The organism is Zobellella sp. An-6 (assembly GCF_052487945.1).
In genome coordinates, this window is record NZ_CP199259.1 from 1,709,118 (window position 1) to 1,726,498 (window position 17,381).

Sequence of the window (17,381 nt, forward strand, 5' to 3'; positions counted from 1 at the left end):
CGCACAAAGGACATATTGATGACCATCGAAATCAAGGTTCCCGACCTACCAGAATCTGTCGCCGACGCCACCATCGCCACCTGGCACAAACAGCCGGGTGACCGGGTTGAGCGTGACGAAGTGATCGTCGACATCGAAACCGACAAGGTGGTGCTGGAAGTTCCAGCCCCCGAAGCCGGGATACTGGAAGCCATCCTCGAAGGTGACGGCGCCACCGTACTGGGGCAGCAGGTGATCGGCAAGCTCAAGCAGGGCGCCGTGGCCGGTGAAGAGACCAAGGACAAGCCGGCCGCCGCCAACGGCGAAGCCAAGGAAGAAGTCAAGGCCGATGCCGACGAGGCCCTGAGCCCGGCGGTGCGCCGCCTGGTGGCCGAGCACAACATCGACGTGGCCAAGCTGGCCGGCTCCGGCAAGGGTGGCCGCATCACCAAGGAAGACGTGGAAGCCTTCATCAAGGGCGGCAACAAGCCTGCCGCGCCGGCCGCCGAGGTCAAGGCCCCGGTCATCCCGCTGGGCGAGCGCACCGAGAAGCGCGTGCCCATGACCCGCCTGCGCAAGCGCGTGGCCGAGCGTCTGCTCGAAGCCAAGAACACCACCGCCATGCTGACCACCTTCAACGAGGTCAACATGGGCCCCATCATGAGCCTGCGCAAGCAGTATCAGGAGGTGTTCGAGAAGCGCCACGGCATTCGTCTGGGCTTCATGTCCTTCTACGTGAAGGCGGTGGTGGAGTCGCTCAAGCGCTACCCCGAGGTGAACGCCTCCATCGACGGTGACGATATCGTCTACCACAACTACTTCGATGTCAGCATCGCCGTGTCCACCCCCCGTGGCCTGGTGACCCCGGTACTGCGCGACTGCGATCGCCTGAGCCTGGCCGACATCGAGAAGAGCATCAAGGATCTGGCCATCAAGGGTCGTGACGGCAAGCTGACCGTGGACGACATGACCGGCGGCAACTTCACCATCACCAACGGTGGCGTGTTCGGCTCCCTGATGTCTACCCCCATCATCAACCCGCCGCAGAGCGCCATCCTGGGTATGCACAAGATCCAGGAGCGCCCGATGGCGGTGAACGGCAAGGTGGAAATCCAGCCGATGATGTACCTGGCGCTGTCCTACGACCACCGCCTGATCGACGGCCGCGAGTCCGTGGGTTACCTGGTGTCCGTGAAGGAGCTGCTGGAAGACCCGACCCGTCTGCTGCTGGACGTCTGAGTCGATAATAACAAGAGGTCGGGTTGCGGCCCGACCCGTTTGTATGCCCTGAACCCAAACACAACAACGGAAAACGCAACATGAATTTGCATGAATATCAGGCAAAACAGCTGTTTGCCGAATACGGTCTGCCCGTATCTGAAGGCTACGCATGTGACAACCCGCAAGAAGCGGTAGAGGCTGCCAGCAAAATCGGCGGCGACATGTGGGTGGTGAAGTGCCAGGTCCACGCCGGTGGCCGTGGCAAGGCGGGCGGCGTCAAGCTGGCCAAGACCAAGGAAGAAATCCGTGAGTTCGCCGAAAACTGGCTGGGCAAGAACCTGGTGACCTACCAGACCGACGCCAAGGGCCAGCCGGTGGCCAAGATCCTGGTCGAGTCCTGCACCGACATCGACAAGGAGCTGTACCTGGGCGCCGTGGTCGACCGTGGCACCCGTCGCGTGGTGTTCATGGCCTCTACCGAAGGCGGCGTGGAAATCGAGAAAGTCGCCGAAGAGACCCCCGAACTGATCCACAAGGCCGCCATCGATCCGCTGGTGGGCCCGCAGCCCTACCAGGGCCGTGAACTGGCGTTCAAACTGGGCCTGCAAGGCGACCAGATCAAGCAGTTCACCAAGATCTTCCTGGGCCTGGGCCAGATGTTCCTGGACTACGATTTCGCCCTGCTCGAGATCAACCCCCTGGTGATCACCACCGCCGGCAACCTGCACTGCCTGGACGGCAAGATCAACATCGACTCCAACGCCCTGTTCCGTCAGCCCAAGCTGCGTGAAATGCACGATCCGTCCCAGGACGACGCCCGTGAAGCCCACGCCGCCAAATGGGAACTGAACTACGTGGCCCTCGACGGCAACATCGGCTGCATGGTCAACGGCGCCGGCCTGGCCATGGGTACCATGGACATCGTCAACCTGCACGGCGGCAAGCCGGCCAACTTCCTGGACGTGGGCGGTGGCGCCACCAAGGAGCGGGTGACCGAGGCGTTCAAGATCATTCTCTCCGACAGCAATGTACAAGCGGTGCTGGTGAACATCTTCGGCGGCATCGTCCGTTGCGACATGATCGCCGAAGGCATCATCGGTGCGGTGAAGGAAGTGGGCGTCAAGGTCCCGGTGGTGGTGCGTCTGGAAGGCAACAACGCCGATCTGGGTGCCAAGAAGCTGGCCGAATCCGGCCTCAACATCATCGCCGCCACCAGCCTGACCGACGCTGCCGTTCAGGTCGTCAACGCCGCACAGGGGAAATAAGAGAATGAGCATTCTGATCAACAAAGACACCAAGGTTATCTGTCAGGGTTTTACCGGTGGCCAGGGGACTTTCCACTCCGAGCAGGCGATCGCCTACGGTACCCAGATGGTCGGCGGCGTGTCTCCGGGCAAGGGCGGCACCACCCACCTCGGCCTGCCGGTGTTCAACACCGTGCGTGAAGCGGTCGAAGCCACCGGCGCCACCGCCACCGTGATCTATGTTCCGGCTCCCTTCTGCAAGGACGCCATCCTGGAAGCCATCGACGCCGGCATCAAGTTCATCGTCACCATCACCGAAGGCATCCCGACCCTCGACATGCTGGACGTGAAAGTCAAGCTGGACGAAGCCGGCGTGCGCATGATCGGCCCCAACTGCCCGGGCGTGATCACTCCGGACGAATGCAAGATCGGCATCATGCCCGGCCACATCCACAAGAAGGGCAAGGTCGGCATCGTGTCCCGCTCCGGCACCCTGACCTACGAAGCGGTCAAGCAGACCACCGACGAAGGGTTCGGCCAGTCCACCTGTGTGGGCATCGGCGGTGACCCCATCCCCGGCTCCAACTTTATCGACATCCTGAAGCTGTTCCAGGAAGATCCGGAGACCGAGGCCATCGTGATGATCGGTGAAATCGGCGGCACCGCCGAGGAAGAAGCCGCCGCCTTCATCAAGGCCAACGTGACCAAGCCGGTGGTGTCCTACATCGCCGGTGTGACCGCGCCTCCCGGCAAGCGCATGGGCCATGCCGGCGCCATCATCTCGGGCGGCAAGGGCACTGCCGACGAGAAGTTCGCCGCCCTGCAGGACGCCGGTGTCAAGACCGTGCGTTCCCTGGCCGAGATCGGCAAGGCACTGCGTGAAGTGACCGGCTGGTAACACAAAGCCGGAAGCTTGAAGCTAAAAGCTGGAAGAGAAAAGGAGCCGTTGCAGGCTCCTTTTTTTATGCGGCTGGCTCTAGCTTCCAGCTTCCAGCTTCTAGCTTTAGTTACATGCGTTCCGTCCTGCTCCAGGGATCCGGCCTCATGCTGAACTGGCCGTGCTGCCAGTGGCTGGCCAGGCGGCGGAAATCGTCTCCCTTCATGTGGATCAGATCCCGGTGGTCGCCGCTTTCCAGGTAGACATCCGCCATGCCGAGCAGGGCGTCGTCGACCAGGGTGTCGATGGCGTAAGGATCGCCCAGAGCCGGGATGGCGCCCGGATCGCAGTCGTTGAACCACTGCTCCAGGGTGCGTTCCGGTGCCAGCTGGACTTCACCGTGTACCAGATAGTTCAGGCGCTGCAAATCCACCTTGTCGGCGGCGGGGATCACCGCCATGATCGACTTGCCGTCGTCCCGCTCCAGGATCACCGCCTTGGCCATCTGGGCGAGGGGAACGTGACCGGCGATGGCACTCTGTGCCGCTCCTTCCGAATAGGCATGGTGCACCATGTCGTAGGGAATATGATGTCGGTCCAAGTACTCTTTCAATCTGAGTGACATACCCATAGCTACCTCCCGAAGGCCAAGCCGTAGCCGGCCGCGCCTTTCTTTGCTGCATAACCAGTATAGACCTCCGCACAAAACTTGACTCTGTAATGCCTCATTTGAAGCCTTGATCCAGATCAAGCGCGGATGGGATTACCATTTTTTAACCGGCCAATTACCTTAGAATGACTTTTTCGGACCCGAACGAGAGCCCTAAGGAATGCGTAACCTCTCATTGAACTGGAAGATTTTCCTGCCGCTGCTGGTGATTTTCGTGCTGGTATTCGTGCTGTGCTTTGCCGTGTCGACCCAGCTGCAACGCGGCCTGGCCCTGCACCTGGCGGAGGAGAAGATCGAAACCACCGCCAACCTCTATATGGATCAGCTCAATGTGCTGATGGTGAACGGCGCCATTCACCAGCGCGGCCTGGTACAAACCAAGATCCAGGAAGAAAAGGGCATCGAGCAGGCGCGGGTGATCCGGGCTCCCGCCGTGACCAAACTGTTTGGCCCCGGGGCCCCCGATCAGGGTATTCAGGACGATCTTGACCGGCGTGCCATTGAACAGGGCGAAACCGTACTCGAACTGCACCTGGAAGACGACATTCCCAACCTGACCCTGATCAAGCCGTTCAAGGCCTATCGGGAATATCGTGGTACCGCCTGTTTGCAGTGCCACCAGGTGCCGGAAGGCACCGTCATGGGGGCGGTGCGCATCAGTTACGATCTGAGCGATACCTTTGGCCAGATAAAGAGCAATAACCTGCGCCTGGCCGCCATGCTGATTGGCGTATTCCTGGTGGCCTTTGCGGTGCTCTGGCTGGTACAGAATCACTATCTCAAACGACCGATCCTGAACATCAGCCACCGATTGCAGCAAGTGGCGGCCGAGCGGGATCTGTCTACCCGGCTGGTGCCGCTCGGTAAGGACGAACTGGGCGGCCTGGTCGGCGCCATCAACGGCCTGCTGGGCAGTTTTCAGCACAGCCTGACCGAGGTACGCCGTGTTACCGGTAATATTTATACCGCGGCCGGAGACATTCAGCAGACGTCTCAGCAGACCGATATCTCGGCCAGGGCTCAGGATAATGAAACCGCCCTGATTGCCACCGCCATCAATGAAATGGAAGCCTCGGCCCGGGAAGTGCGGGAAAACGCCCGACTGACCGCCGAAACCTCGGAGCAGAGTCATGCCTTTGCCCTGACGGCCAGCGATCAGGCTCGGGTGGCGGTAGAGGGGATCCAGACCCTGAATGGCGAGATTGGACGCATTGATCGGGTGATCCGCGAGCTTGACGGCCGCTGTGACCAGGTCGACAAGGTGCTCGACATGATCAAGGGGATTGCCGAGCAGACCAACCTGCTGGCGCTCAATGCCGCCATTGAGGCGGCACGGGCCGGCGCCTCGGGGAGGGGCTTTGCGGTGGTGGCCGACGAAGTGCGTACCCTGGCACTGCGCACCCAGCAGTCGGCCGAGGAAATCACCGGCATGATCCGCTTATTACAGAATGAAGCCAAGGATGCGGTACAGGCCATCGAGATGGCTGAAGGGCAGGCCATCGACAGCGTGGCCCGCACCCAGGACGCCATGAGCTCGTTGCAGGCCATTATTGAGCAGGTGGCGCGTATTAACGAACTCAACGCCCAGGTATCGGCCTCGGCGGACGAGCAAAGCGCGGTGTGTTCGGAAGTGAGCCGCAACATTACCCGGGTGCGGGACTCCTCCGGCGAAACCCTGTCCCAGGCCGAAGCCGCTGCCGGTGCCAGCCTGCAACTGGTGGAAGAGTGCAGGGTGCTGGAGCAGATGATTGCGCACTACCGGCTGCAGGGACGGGGTGAGGACGGTGACGAGCCCGTGCCGGCAGGAGCGCCGGTGGCGGCCATCTGAGACGGAAGGGGACGATGAGGCGTCTGCTGACAACCCCTCGTAGTTCTCTGTCGTCACTCCTGCGAAGGCGGGAGTCCAGTGCAATATGTCATGGTTCTCCGCCTTCGCGGAGATGACCAGAGGGAAAGACGGAGATGACGGCAGTTCAACAGCGGTGATAAAGGGAAATATCTGGCGAAAAAGCGGATGATGGACTTTGCCATCAAGCTGAAGGGGATGCTCAGGCGTCCCCTTTTACTTCCAGCACCCGGCTCAGCACTTCGCCCCGGGCCAGGCGGGTGCGCAGCTCGTCCCCGGGCGCAAGCCGGCTGGCGTCCGTCACCACCTGGCCCCGGCTCAGGGTGATGCTGTAGCCCCGGGAGAGGGTGGCCAGGGGGCTCATGGCCTCGAGCCGGGAGGCGGCCAGCGCCAGCCGGTGCTTGTCTTGCTCGAGGCGGCTGCGGCACAGGGCACCGAGTCGTTGCTCAAGCCGGAGCAGCCGATCGCGCCCGGCCTGCAGGCGGCGCTCCGGATGCTGATGCTGCAACCGCAGCCTGAGCGCGTCTAGGCGCTGCCCGGCCCGTTCCAGCCGGCGCTGCCATGCCCGCAGCAGGCGCAGTTGCAGCAGATCCAGGCCCTGGGCCTGCTGCTGCAGGCGGCGTTCGGGATGCTGGCGGCCGAGGCGCAGTTCCAGCTGCTGCAGGCGCTGACGCTGGCCCTGCAGGTAACGGCGCTGGGCCGAGGCCAGCCGCTGGCCCCACTGCAGCCATTGCTGAGCCTGGGCCTGGCCGTCGTGGCTGATCAGTTCGGCGGCGGCAGACGGGGTAGGGGCACGCAGGTCGGCCACCAGATCGCTCAGGGTGATGTCGACCTCGTGGCCGACCGCGCTGACCACCGGCAGGGCCGAGGCGGCGATGGCCCGCACCAGCCGCTCGTCGTTGAAGCACCAGAGATCTTCCAGCGAGCCGCCGCCCCGGGCCAGGATCAGCAGATCCGTTTCTGCCCGGCGGTTGGCGGCTGCCAGGGCCGACAGCAGTTGCGGCACCGCCGCCTCGCCCTGCACCTGGCTGGGGTAGAGAACCACCCGCAGCTGGGGGGCCCGCCGCGCCAGCACGGTCAGGATGTCGTGCAGGGCCGCGCCCGTGGCCGAGCTGATGACACCGATGCGGGCCGGATGGGCGGGGAGGGGCCGTTTGCGGCCGGCGTCGAACAGGCCCTCGGCGCCGAGCCGCTGCTTGAGCGCTTCGAACTGCTGCTTGAGCAGGCCCTCGCCGGCGGGCGCCATGGTCTGGGCCACCAGCTGGTAATCACCCCTGGGTTCGTACAGGGTGACCTTGCCGAAAATCAGCACCTGATCGCCCTCCCTGGGGCGGAAGGCCACGCTGCGGTTGTTGCCGCGGAACATGGCGCAGCGCAGCTGGGACTGGCTGTCCTTGAGCGAAAAGTACCAGTGGCCGGATCCCGGCATGGACAGGTTGGAAATTTCCCCGGTCAGCCAGACGGCGCCCATTTCGCCTTCCAGCAGCAAGCGGGCCTGGCGGTTGAGGCGGCTGACCGTATAGATGTCCGTTAACTTTTCCTGATGCAAAATGGCCCCTGAGTAGTATTTTTACATAAAAATAAACCGCTTTGCCCGATATTTTGCGCTTAATTTGCCAAAATAACAAAAATCGCTTTACCGGAGGGGGACGGATGCCTACAATTTGTCGGCAATATTTTTCCCCCAACCTATGGTGAATATTGCGATGCTTAGGATTGCCCAAGACGCCCTGACCTTTGATGATGTACTGCTGGTCCCTGCCCATTCCACCGTGTTGCCCAACACGGCCGATCTCCGCACCCGCCTGACCCGGGAAATCAATCTTAACATTCCAATCGTTTCCGCCGCCATGGACACGGTGACCGAGGCCGATCTGGCCATCGCCCTGGCCCAGGAAGGGGGCATCGGCTTTATTCACAAGAACATGTCGATCGAGCAGCAGGCGGCCCAGGTGCGCAAGGTCAAGAAGTTCGAGAGCGGCGTGGTGTCCGATCCGGTCACCGTCCGCCCGGACATGACCATCGCCGATGTGCGGGAGCTCACCCGCCAGAACGGATTCGCCGGTTATCCGGTAGTGACGGCCGAGGGGGAACTGGTCGGCATCATCACCGGGCGGGATGTCCGTTTCGTACAGGACATGAGCAAGAAGGTGCACGAGGCCATGACCGGCAAGGAGCGGCTGGTAACGGTGCCGGTGGGCGCGGCCCGGGAGCAGGTTGAGGCCCTGATGCAGGAGCATCGCATCGAGAAGGTGCTGGTGGTGGCCGCCAACGGCCAGCTGACCGGCATGATCAGCGCCAAGGACTTCCAGAAGGCCGAGAGCAAGCCCAACGCCTGCAAGGACGACCAGGGCCGGCTGCGGGTCGGTGCGGCCGTGGGTGCCGCACCGGGCAACGAAGAACGCATCGCCGCCCTGGTGGCCGCCGGCCTGGACGTGCTGCTGATCGACTCTTCCCACGGCCATTCCGAAGGGGTGCTGGAACGTATCCGTGAAACCCGCAAGGCCTATCCGAACCTGCCGATCATCGGCGGCAACGTGGCCACCGCCGCCGGTGCGCTCGCCCTGGCCGAGGCCGGTGCCAGTGCGGTCAAGGTGGGCATCGGTCCCGGCTCCATCTGTACCACCCGTATCGTGACCGGTTGCGGCGTGCCCCAGATCACCGCCGTGGGCAACGCGGTGGCGGCCCTGAAGGATCTGGGCATACCGGTGATCGCCGACGGCGGCATCCGTTTCTCCGGCGATATCGCCAAGGCCCTGGCCGCCGGCGCCCACTGCGTGATGATGGGCTCCATGTTCGCCGGCACCGAGGAATCGCCCGGCGAGATCGAGCTGTTCCAGGGCCGTTCCTTCAAGTCCTACCGCGGCATGGGCTCGCTCGGCGCCATGACCAAGGGCTCCAGCGACCGCTACTTCCAGACCGACAACGCCGCCGACAAGCTGGTGCCGGAAGGCATCGAAGGCCGGGTGCCCTACAAGGGCAAGCTCAAGGAAATCATCCATCAGCAGATGGGCGGCCTGCGCAGCGCCATGGGCCTGACCGGCAGCGCCACCATCGACGACCTGCGCACCAAGGCGGAATTTGTTAAGATATCCGGCGCCGGCATCCAGGAATCCCATGTCCACGATGTGACCATTACCAAGGAAGCCCCCAACTACCGGCTGGGCTGAACCCGAAAGCAACAAACGGGGGAGTAATCCCCCGTTTTTCTATTGTCGTCTGGCCCCCCACAGGCGGCCCTTGAAACTAGTAGGAAAGCGATGACCAAGAATATTCATGATAACCGGATCCTGATCCTGGACTTCGGCTCCCAATACACCCAGTTGATCGCCCGCCGCGTGCGGGAGCTCGGGGTGTACTGCGAACTGTGGGCCTGGGACGTGACCGAAGCTCAGATCCGCGACTTCAATCCGAACGGTATCATCTTGTCCGGGGGGCCCGAGTCCGTCACCGAGGCGAACAGCCCGCGGGCGCCGGAGTATGTGTTCAACGCCGGGGTGCCGGTGTTCGGCATCTGCTACGGCATGCAGACCATGGCCGAGCAACTGGGCGGCGCCGTGGCCGGCTCCAGCGAGCGGGAGTTCGGCTACGCCCAGGTGCAGCGGGTGGCCGAGTGCGCCCTGTTCGCCAATATCGAGGACGCGGTGGATGCCGAGGGCAACGCCCTGCTGGACGTGTGGATGAGCCACGGCGACAAGGTGGTGGCCCTGCCCGAAGGCTTCACCAAGGTGGCCCAGACCGGCAACTGCCCCTTCGCCGCCATGGCCGACGAAGAGCGCCGTTTCTACGGCGTGCAGTTCCACCCCGAGGTGACCCACACCCGCCAGGGTGCGCGCATGCTGGAGCACTTCGTGCGCGGCATCTGTGGCTGCGAGGCGCTGTGGACTCCGGCCTCCATCATCGAGGACGCCGTGGCTCGCATCAAAGAGCAGGTGGGCGACGATGAGGTGATCCTGGGCCTGTCCGGCGGTGTGGACTCCTCGGTGGTGGCCATGCTGGTACACCGTGCCATCGGCGACAAGCTGACCTGTGTGTTCGTGGACAACGGCCTGCTGCGCCTGAACGAAGGCGAGCAGGTGATGGAAATGTTCGGCGACCACTTCGGCCTGAACATCATCAAGGCCGACGCCGAAGAGCGCTTCCTGTCCGCCCTGGCGGGTGAGAACGATCCGGAAGCCAAGCGCAAGATCATCGGCCGCGTGTTCGTTGAAGTGTTCGACGAAGAGTCCAGGAAGCTGAAAAATGCCCGCTGGCTGGCCCAGGGCACCATCTATCCGGACGTGATCGAATCCGCCGCCTCCGCCACCGGCAAGGCGCACGTGATCAAGTCCCACCACAACGTGGGCGGCCTGCCGGAAGACATGAAGATGGGTCTGGTCGAACCGCTGCGCGAGCTGTTCAAGGACGAAGTGCGCAAGGTCGGTCTGGAGCTGGGTCTGCCCTACAACATGCTGTATCGCCACCCCTTCCCGGGCCCGGGCCTGGGCGTGCGGGTGCTGGGTGAAGTGAAGAAGGAATACTGCGACCTGCTGCGCCGTGCCGACGCCATCTTCATCGAGGAGCTGCACAAGCACGACCTGTACCACAAGGTCAGCCAGGCCTTCACCGTGTTCATGCCGGTCCGCTCCGTGGGCGTCATGGGCGACGGCCGCAAGTACGACTGGGTGGTATCCCTGCGTGCGGTGGAGACCATCGACTTTATGACCGCCCACTGGGCGCACCTGCCCTACGACTTCCTGGGGCATGTGTCCAACCGGATCATCAACGAAGTCGACGGCATCTCCCGCGTGGTGTACGACATCTCCGGCAAGCCGCCCGCCACCATCGAGTGGGAATAATCACTCGTTAGGTAACAGCTGGCAGCAACCGGCATGAAATGACATTTAAGCCCATGTTTACATGGGCTTTTTTGTTTTTATAGCCTGCACTGTCTGGCAACATTTGGCAGCGGGAAGCACGACTTGAGCGTGGTATCGAACTTGGTATTATCAGTGAGCGATGCCATAAGTGAGAGCCAATACCATGCTGCCTTGCCTTATGATTACATGGTATCAAATTTCAATAAAGCACTGTTTTTAAAGCAATAAAGAGCCAATTCATAGGGCTTTTTCAGCATGGTATCAACATCGACTAAGGACCAGACTCATGCTGACCGATACCAAGCTGCGCCACCTCAAGCCCAGAGACAAGCTCTACAAGGTAAACGACCGGGATGGCCTCTATATGGCCGTGACGCCGGCCGGCACCGTCTCATTCCGTTACAACTACTCCATCCATGGCCGCCAGGAGACGATCACCTTTGGCCGCTACGGCGTAGGTGGTATTACCCTGGCAGAAGCCCGGGAGCAGCTGCATGAAGCCAAGCGCATGGTGGCCGATGGCAAATCACCAGCCAAGGAGAAAGCCCGGAAAAAGGCCCGAGTGAAAGACGCGGAAACCTTTGGTGTTTGGGCGGAGAAGTGGCTGCGAGGCTATCAGATGGCGGACTCCACCCGTGATATGCGCCGCTCCGTGTATGCCAGAGAGCTGGAAAAGAAATTCGGCAATCAGAAGCTTACCGAGATAACCCATGAAGACCTGCGGGCACTGACCGACGCCATCGTAGAGCGGGGCGCACCGGCCACCGCCGTTCACACCCGTGACATTGTGCTCCAGGTATACCGCTGGGCGATTGAGCGGGGGCAGAAGGTCGAGAATCCGGCCGATTCGGTAAGGCCTTCCAGCATTGCCAGGTTTGAACCCCGGGACCGCACCCTGTCACCGGAAGAGATCAGGCTCATGTATCAGTACATTGAGCGGATTGGTACCTCACCGTCCATTCGGGCTGCGGTAAAGCTGTTGCTGCTGACCATGGTACGCAAAAGCGAGCTGACCAATGCCACTTGGAGTGAAATTAACTTCAGCGAAGCGCTGTGGACCATTCCCAAAGAGCGGATGAAGCGGCGAAATCCCCATCTGGTGTTCCTGTCCCGCCAGGCCCTGGACATTCTTATTGCCCTGAAGACCTTCTCGGGAGGTTCGGACTACGTTCTGCCGTCCCGCTATGACTCCGACTTGCCCATGAGCAGCGCCACCCTGAACCGCGTGCTGGACCTGACCTATAAGCTGGCTCAGAAAGAAGGGCAGCTCTTGGCCAAGTTCGGCCCCCACGATCTGCGCCGCACCGCCAGCACCCTGCTGCACGAAGCCGGTTACAATACCGACTGGATTGAGAAATGCCTGGCCCATGAGCAAAAGGGCGTAAGGGCCGTATACAACAAAGCCGAGTACCGTGAACAGCGTACTGCCATGCTGCAGGACTGGGCTGATATGATTGATGAGTGGATGGTATAAAATTCGACTAACTACCATCAGTACTTAATGTCAAATTATAAAATAATTCTAATTTGATTTTTAAAGTTGTAAGATGTCGTAGGTTGTTGAAATTATAATACAAAATCATCCAATGTTATTTAAGTGAGAGCATAAGTGGATAAAAGTTTAGAGATTGTTACGAGATCCTTTTTCTCAGACATTGAAAATAACTTCTCATTAAAAAAAGGTTCTATTGTTAATGCTAAAGCAATGGATCAGATGTATGAATCAGTGGAGGTTAAAAAAGGTTCATTAGGCGTAGCTGTTGAGTCGATAAGAGCCCTAAAGGCTCCGAAAGAATATACTTATCAAAATGTCTTGCGGGCTTGGTTCAAAAAGCCTGGCCTAAATGATTGCAAAGTTGGTCCTCATCCAGATTTTGCTTACTTGAAATATAGTGGTGATATAGAGCACCATCATATTGTGACGATGTTCGTTGATATAAAACGAAGTTCAAGGCTTTCTTTGCTAATACCTTTAGAAGAAGCGTACTTGGTAAAAAATCGTATTCTTCAAGCCTGTGTGGATGTCATCAGAGCTCTAGATGGCTATCCTCATAGACTTATGGGTGATGCGGTTATGGCATTTTTTGGAGATAAAAATACTTCTTCAGAAGATGCTATAGCGAATGCATTGAATGCTGCGTCTTCACTAAAACTTGTATTGACAGAATCAGTTTTTCCAGAGTTAGATCGTATACTTGGAAAAGATGTTAATCTTGGCATTAGAATAGGGTTGGACTTTGGTCATGATAAAGAGGTTATTTGGGCTAACTATGGATATGGCGAAGCCTCTGAAGTCACAGCCCTTGGTCTACCTGTAGATTTAGCTTCCAAGGCTCAATCCCAAGCTAAAACCAATACAGCTATGATCGGACAAGGAATACTAGACCACATTGATTTCCCAGACTTTTATTCAGAGATAAAAGTTATAGAAAAAAACGGTGAAACGTTCAAAGAACGTTATATCTTACCAAACATGAGCAATGATGAAGGTGAGAAATTAAACCGTCGATGCCGCTTACTCAAGATGGATAGTTATCAAGAGTTACTACCAATTCCAGTTAACTTGAAAAGTAATGGCATTGGTGGAATTAATTTAGTCCCTCATGATGATATAAGATTCAAATGTTATTATCTGTCAGATGATAGTCAAACTTGGGAAGAATACATATCAGTATCTTCATTCCTCAAGAAAGATGTGAAGTTGAAGTTTAAGATAGAAATACTAAATCCAGGTAAGCTCAGTTACTATGGTCCTTTGAAGGCAAAGTTAACAAAAACAAACCATGGGAAGGAAGCTGAAAACAAAGGTGATAAGGGAAGTTCCTATCAAACTATAAATATAGAACACAGTTCCAATCAATACCAAAATTCAATTTTAAAAGAAATTCCTGAGGCAACAGCATATAGAGGGCTTCACACAATGGAGATGATCTTATACCCTCAGTCTCAGCCGGAATTCATTATTTACAAGAACATCATAGGTGTTTTTATTGTTTGATTTGACTAGCAGGGGCGTGCCCCCTGTCTATTTTCTATTTGCATACATTTAAGATGTTAACAAATGCTGAATGCTCGCTAAAGAAAACTAGAATGGCCAAGCCGAATATGGATGACGTGAGAGATATCCACAACCAATATAACCCTTTTTTGAAATTACCCATTTTTGCCATACAAATGCCTGAGCAAATCCAGTGATTTTCTAAAATGTCGATTTCGATAATTGAATGGAAATCTTTTCCATTCAAGCTGTTATAGTGACTCTTGAAATCATCTAGACTTGAGAATCCATTCTTGATTGATGCAAAAGAGATAATGGATTTTGATTCTGATGGCTCTAGGTTGGGAGAGAAAACATTTCTAATGGAATTAAAAAACATGATCCATGGTACTAATGTTAATCCTATTATTGCACATATTAATGTGGTTGGAATCACTGTTTTTTCATCATTTATTACACTATAAAAAAGGGTCGAGTATATTCCTATAAATGTGATTCCAGCAGCTAAGCAAAATGATGCTTTTTGATCAGCAGATAGTATAAAGCTATCCGTTCGCCTTAGCGATTCAAGCAAAATCTGCGTTTCTTGCTTCATGTAAACACTCCTTAGATATAGTGATGAGAGAAACTAAAAAAATCCTTTCACTGATACGCAATTTTACAGGTCATCTACTCGATATTCCAAGCGCGATTTCAGCTAAACCCCGTCACTCCAAACAATCAACCCCTCGGCCCCCATTCGACAACACTTCCGCCTGCTTCAGCACCAGCTCTACCGCCTGGCACTTCCAGCGTTGCAGGGTACGGCGCACTAGAATAGGCAGTTTGGCCCGCATGTTTTCTATTACTTGCAAGCCCACCGTGTAGGGCTGGAGAGCAACTTCATTTTAGCCGCTAAAATTATGACAGCTGCTTTTTTAGCAAGTTTCTGCCAGATAAACCTGCTACTTGGCGTTCCGAAGGTTACTTTGTTGTGCTAGTCAGTACAAGTTTTATTTGTTTTTAGAATGTGCGCCTTGTTGCTTTTTGGAAATTTTAGCGGCTAAAAAATTATGAGGATATATCCTTTTTTAGCGCTCGTTTTTCTTTTTTGTTTGTCTGTCGGGAAGGTTTAGCTTAACTTTTCCTGCCTATTTCTTTCTGGTTTCGATATATCGAAAACAATTCCTTAGTTAGCTTTTTAAGTTGGAGGTTTAATTTATTTTTTATTTAAAAAAATATTTTTGTTGTTAGTATTAAAGTCTCTTCTGGTCTTGGGAGGCAATCACATGCAAGTAATGGCACATAAAGCACTTATAAACAGGAAAGTACTTCTGGAGATGATTCCGCTTTCAGCTCGGACAATTTACAACATGGAACAGCGGGGCGAATTTCCGCGTCGCATTGCACTAACAAGCAGAAATGTTGCCTGGGATCTGGCAGAGGTCGAAAAGTGGATTGAAGAGCGTAAGTCATCGGGTATTCAGGCCATGCGACCTGGTTATTTTATGGGAGGTTGACGATATGCCTCTTGATCTCATGTCTGCGTTTTCTGAGCTGCCGCCGGCGATTGATTACGTTTTGCCGAATATGGTTGCGGGAACCGTGGGGGCCATTGTTTCACCTGGCGGGGCGGGTAAGTCCATGCTGGCCTTGCAGCTGGCGGCACAGATTGCCGGTGGTCCCGACCTGCTGGATATTGGCGAGTTTCCCTCCGGCGCCGTGGCTTACCTACCAGCCGAAGATCCGACCGCGGCTATCCATCATCGGCTGCATGTACTGGGAGCACATCTCACGCTCCCACAGCAGCAGGCGGTGGCTGATGGGCTGCTGGTTGAGCCATTGATTGGCAGGTGCCCTGACATTATGTCCTCGGCGTGGTTCGATGGCCTCAGGCAGGTTGCAGAGGGTCGACGCCTGCTGATCCTGGATACACTGCGCCGTTTCCATATCGAGGAAGAAAACGCCAGCGGGCCTATGTCGCAGGTGATTGGCCGGATGGAGGCCATCGCCGCCGAAACGGGCTGCGCCATCGTATTTCTGCATCATTCCAGCAAGGGAGCGGCCATGATGGGCGCTGGCGACCAACAGCAAGCCAGCCGTGGCTCATCTGTGCTGGTCGATAACATCCGTTGGCAATCCTACCTCTCAGGCATGACGCCAGGGGAGGCCGAGGAATGGGGAGTGGATGACGGCCAGCGAGGCTACTTTGTCCGCTTTGGCGTAAGCAAGGCCAATTACGGCGCACCTTTTCCCGAACGTTGGTTGCGCCGACATGAAGGGGGCGTGCTCAAGCCGGCCGTTCTGGAGCGGCAAAAGCGGCAGCAGTTTGTGAAGCCGAAAGCAGTGGTAGGGCTTGGTGATGACAACTGGTAACAAGGTCGCTCCCACCAGCACGGCGTTACAGGCTCGTGTGATGATCTATCAACCCACTCAGCGTCCCCGAGAACGCAAGGGGCAATGGATGGACACCTGCTTTGGTCGCTGTCGAGTAACCGGCAGGCTCGGACAGCGCCATGCCGACCTTATGGAATCCATGCTGTACGTTGCCGAGCGGAAGCGGGATGTGTCGGATGGCGGAGTGGAGCTTCTGGTAGACCCTGCGAAGCTTCGCCGGACAATGTCCGATCATCAATACAGCCTTACCCAGATTGAGAAGCTGTTGGCTGAACTGCGGGCGGCGACCATCACTATAGAGACGCCGCAGTTTGATTTTCCAATTATCGGGGGCCTGATCGATCACGTAATACCCTCACCGATGACTCGTCCCGACCCTCTGACCAGGGGAAAACGCAACCTGTGGCGTGTCCGGTTGGGAGTTGCCCTGGTCATGCTGCTGGAGCACGACTTATCCCTTCACTACCAGCCGGCGCCTATCACCAGGCTCAAGCATGGGATCAGTCAAGCGGTAGCTCGCCATGTGCTGACCCATAAGCATGATCCAGCCGGGGGCTGGCATATGGATACCCTGATCCGTGCCGTATGCGGTGACGATGTTGCTGGCCAGGCCGTGCGGGATGGGCGTAGACGACTGAAACATGATGCCGCCGGGCTTGCCGAGCTGGGGATAGAAATCACTGATGAGAACAGGGTGAAGCGTGGCACAGCCGCCCGATAGCGTGGCGTACCCGCCCGAAGGCGTGGCACAACCGCCCGGAAGCGTGGTACAGCCGCCCGAATTTTTGCCGTTTTAGCAGGATCTTCAGGATATTTCAGGATATCCAGGCGGTATAACCGCCCGCTTGATGCGGGCGATTACACCTTTCTTGATAAAGCCCTTGTCGGGCTTTATCAATCGGCCTATGGCCGATGGTTGAACGCCAGGAGGGGAGGGTTGCCAGGTCCGAGTTGGCCTCCGGCTACAGTGCTGCCGGAGAAGACGAAGGAGCGCCGCAAAGGAATTGCTATGGCGTGGTTTATTGACACTTGAGGGGCGGCGCCTCGGTTTTATTGACATTTGAGGGGCAGCCATCCGGCTTGGTTGACACCTGGGAACGCCGGTTACGGTTGTATTGCCACCTGGAGTCAGCATTTTGGCCTGGTTGAGGGCTTGAGGCACGGTACTTTGGCGTTATTGACATTTGAGGGGCGGCCGGGCTGGTAGTGGGGAAAGCGGGTGGAAACCTGTGTATTCCAAGGTGGAAAGCGCAAGGTCGGCAGGCATGGGGCGAACACGATTAGAGCGCTGTTTTACCGCTGTTGGCGCGC

General features: G+C 57.3%; 14 protein-coding genes. 11 read left to right on the forward strand and 3 right to left on the reverse strand.

Annotated elements, in window-relative coordinates:
• The first annotated feature begins 18 nt into the window (after positions 1 to 18).
• The 3 genes from odhB (at position 19) to sucD (ending at position 3,342) form a co-directional block, all read left to right on the forward strand.
• Positions 19 to 1,218, forward strand: a complete 1,200-nt coding sequence (gene odhB, locus ACT7DK_RS07890) for a 2-oxoglutarate dehydrogenase complex dihydrolipoyllysine-residue succinyltransferase (protein ID WP_445397984.1) — start codon at positions 19 to 21, stop codon at positions 1,216 to 1,218.
• Positions 1,219 to 1,298: 80 nt separating this feature from the next.
• The gene (sucC, locus tag ACT7DK_RS07895; RefSeq protein ID WP_445397986.1) at positions 1,299 to 2,465 is read left to right on the forward strand and encodes an ADP-forming succinate--CoA ligase subunit beta; all 1,167 of its coding nucleotides are present in this window, start codon (positions 1,299 to 1,301) and stop codon (positions 2,463 to 2,465) included.
• A gap of 4 nt (positions 2,466 to 2,469) precedes the next feature.
• On the forward strand, positions 2,470 to 3,342 hold the full coding sequence (gene sucD, locus ACT7DK_RS07900) for a succinate--CoA ligase subunit alpha (protein WP_445397988.1): 873 nt from the start codon (positions 2,470 to 2,472) through the stop codon (positions 3,340 to 3,342).
• A gap of 109 nt (positions 3,343 to 3,451) precedes the next feature.
• Here the strand turns inward: sucD and ACT7DK_RS07905 are convergent, their stop codons facing one another.
• Positions 3,452 to 3,922 carry an aminoacyl-tRNA deacylase gene (locus tag ACT7DK_RS07905; protein WP_445397990.1) on the reverse strand — a complete coding sequence of 157 codons (471 nt, stop codon included), beginning with the start codon at positions 3,920 to 3,922 and terminating at the stop codon, positions 3,452 to 3,454.
• Positions 3,923 to 4,151: 229 nt separating this feature from the next.
• Here ACT7DK_RS07905 and ACT7DK_RS07910 point away from each other — a divergent pair, with 229 nt between their 5' ends.
• Positions 4,152 to 5,819 (forward strand): methyl-accepting chemotaxis protein, encoded by a 1,668-nt coding sequence (locus tag ACT7DK_RS07910; RefSeq protein ID WP_445397992.1) that lies wholly within the window; start codon positions 4,152 to 4,154, stop codon positions 5,817 to 5,819.
• Positions 5,820 to 6,039: 220 nt separating this feature from the next.
• On the opposite strand, the gene xseA is transcribed toward ACT7DK_RS07910, so the two are convergent.
• Entirely contained in the window at positions 6,040 to 7,386 is a 1,347-nt protein-coding gene (gene xseA, locus ACT7DK_RS07915) for an exodeoxyribonuclease VII large subunit (protein WP_445397994.1), read from the reverse strand.
• A 157-nt stretch (positions 7,387 to 7,543) separates the two neighbouring features.
• On the opposite strand from xseA, the gene guaB reads away from it, so the two are divergent.
• From guaB to ACT7DK_RS07935, 4 genes are all read left to right on the forward strand, one after another.
• Positions 7,544 to 9,007 carry an IMP dehydrogenase gene (gene guaB / locus ACT7DK_RS07920; protein ID WP_445397996.1) on the forward strand — a complete coding sequence of 488 codons (1,464 nt, stop codon included), beginning with the start codon at positions 7,544 to 7,546 and terminating at the stop codon, positions 9,005 to 9,007.
• A gap of 90 nt (positions 9,008 to 9,097) precedes the next feature.
• Complete coding sequence (guaA, locus tag ACT7DK_RS07925; protein WP_445397998.1) at positions 9,098 to 10,675, forward strand: glutamine-hydrolyzing GMP synthase; 1,578 nt, start codon at positions 9,098 to 9,100, stop codon at positions 10,673 to 10,675.
• Between the two features lie 307 nt (positions 10,676 to 10,982).
• Positions 10,983 to 12,170: a tyrosine-type recombinase/integrase gene (locus tag ACT7DK_RS07930; protein WP_445398000.1), complete on the forward strand. Its 1,188-nt coding sequence runs from the start codon at positions 10,983 to 10,985 to the stop codon at positions 12,168 to 12,170.
• Positions 12,171 to 12,305: 135 nt separating this feature from the next.
• On the forward strand, positions 12,306 to 13,694 hold the full coding sequence (locus ACT7DK_RS07935) for a nucleotide-binding domain-containing protein (RefSeq protein ID WP_445398002.1): 1,389 nt from the start codon (positions 12,306 to 12,308) through the stop codon (positions 13,692 to 13,694).
• Positions 13,695 to 13,728: 34 nt separating this feature from the next.
• Here the strand turns inward: ACT7DK_RS07935 and ACT7DK_RS07940 are convergent, their stop codons facing one another.
• Positions 13,729 to 14,289 carry a hypothetical protein gene (locus ACT7DK_RS07940; protein ID WP_445398004.1) on the reverse strand — a complete coding sequence of 187 codons (561 nt, stop codon included), beginning with the start codon at positions 14,287 to 14,289 and terminating at the stop codon, positions 13,729 to 13,731.
• A gap of 673 nt (positions 14,290 to 14,962) precedes the next feature.
• Between ACT7DK_RS07940 and ACT7DK_RS07945 the strand changes: the two genes are divergently transcribed.
• From ACT7DK_RS07945 to ACT7DK_RS07955, 3 genes are read left to right on the forward strand one after another with little or no spacing between them, the layout of a single operon-like run.
• Positions 14,963 to 15,193: a helix-turn-helix transcriptional regulator gene (locus ACT7DK_RS07945; RefSeq protein ID WP_445398006.1), complete on the forward strand. Its 231-nt coding sequence runs from the start codon at positions 14,963 to 14,965 to the stop codon at positions 15,191 to 15,193.
• 4 nt (positions 15,194 to 15,197) lie between these two features.
• Positions 15,198 to 16,049, forward strand: coding sequence for a helicase RepA family protein (locus ACT7DK_RS07950; RefSeq protein WP_445398008.1), 852 nt, complete (start codon positions 15,198 to 15,200; stop codon positions 16,047 to 16,049).
• Positions 16,050 to 16,089: 40 nt separating this feature from the next.
• On the forward strand, positions 16,090 to 16,791 hold the full coding sequence (locus ACT7DK_RS07955) for an ABC transporter ATPase (protein WP_445398010.1): 702 nt from the start codon (positions 16,090 to 16,092) through the stop codon (positions 16,789 to 16,791).
• Positions 16,792 to 17,381: the final 590 nt, after the last annotated feature.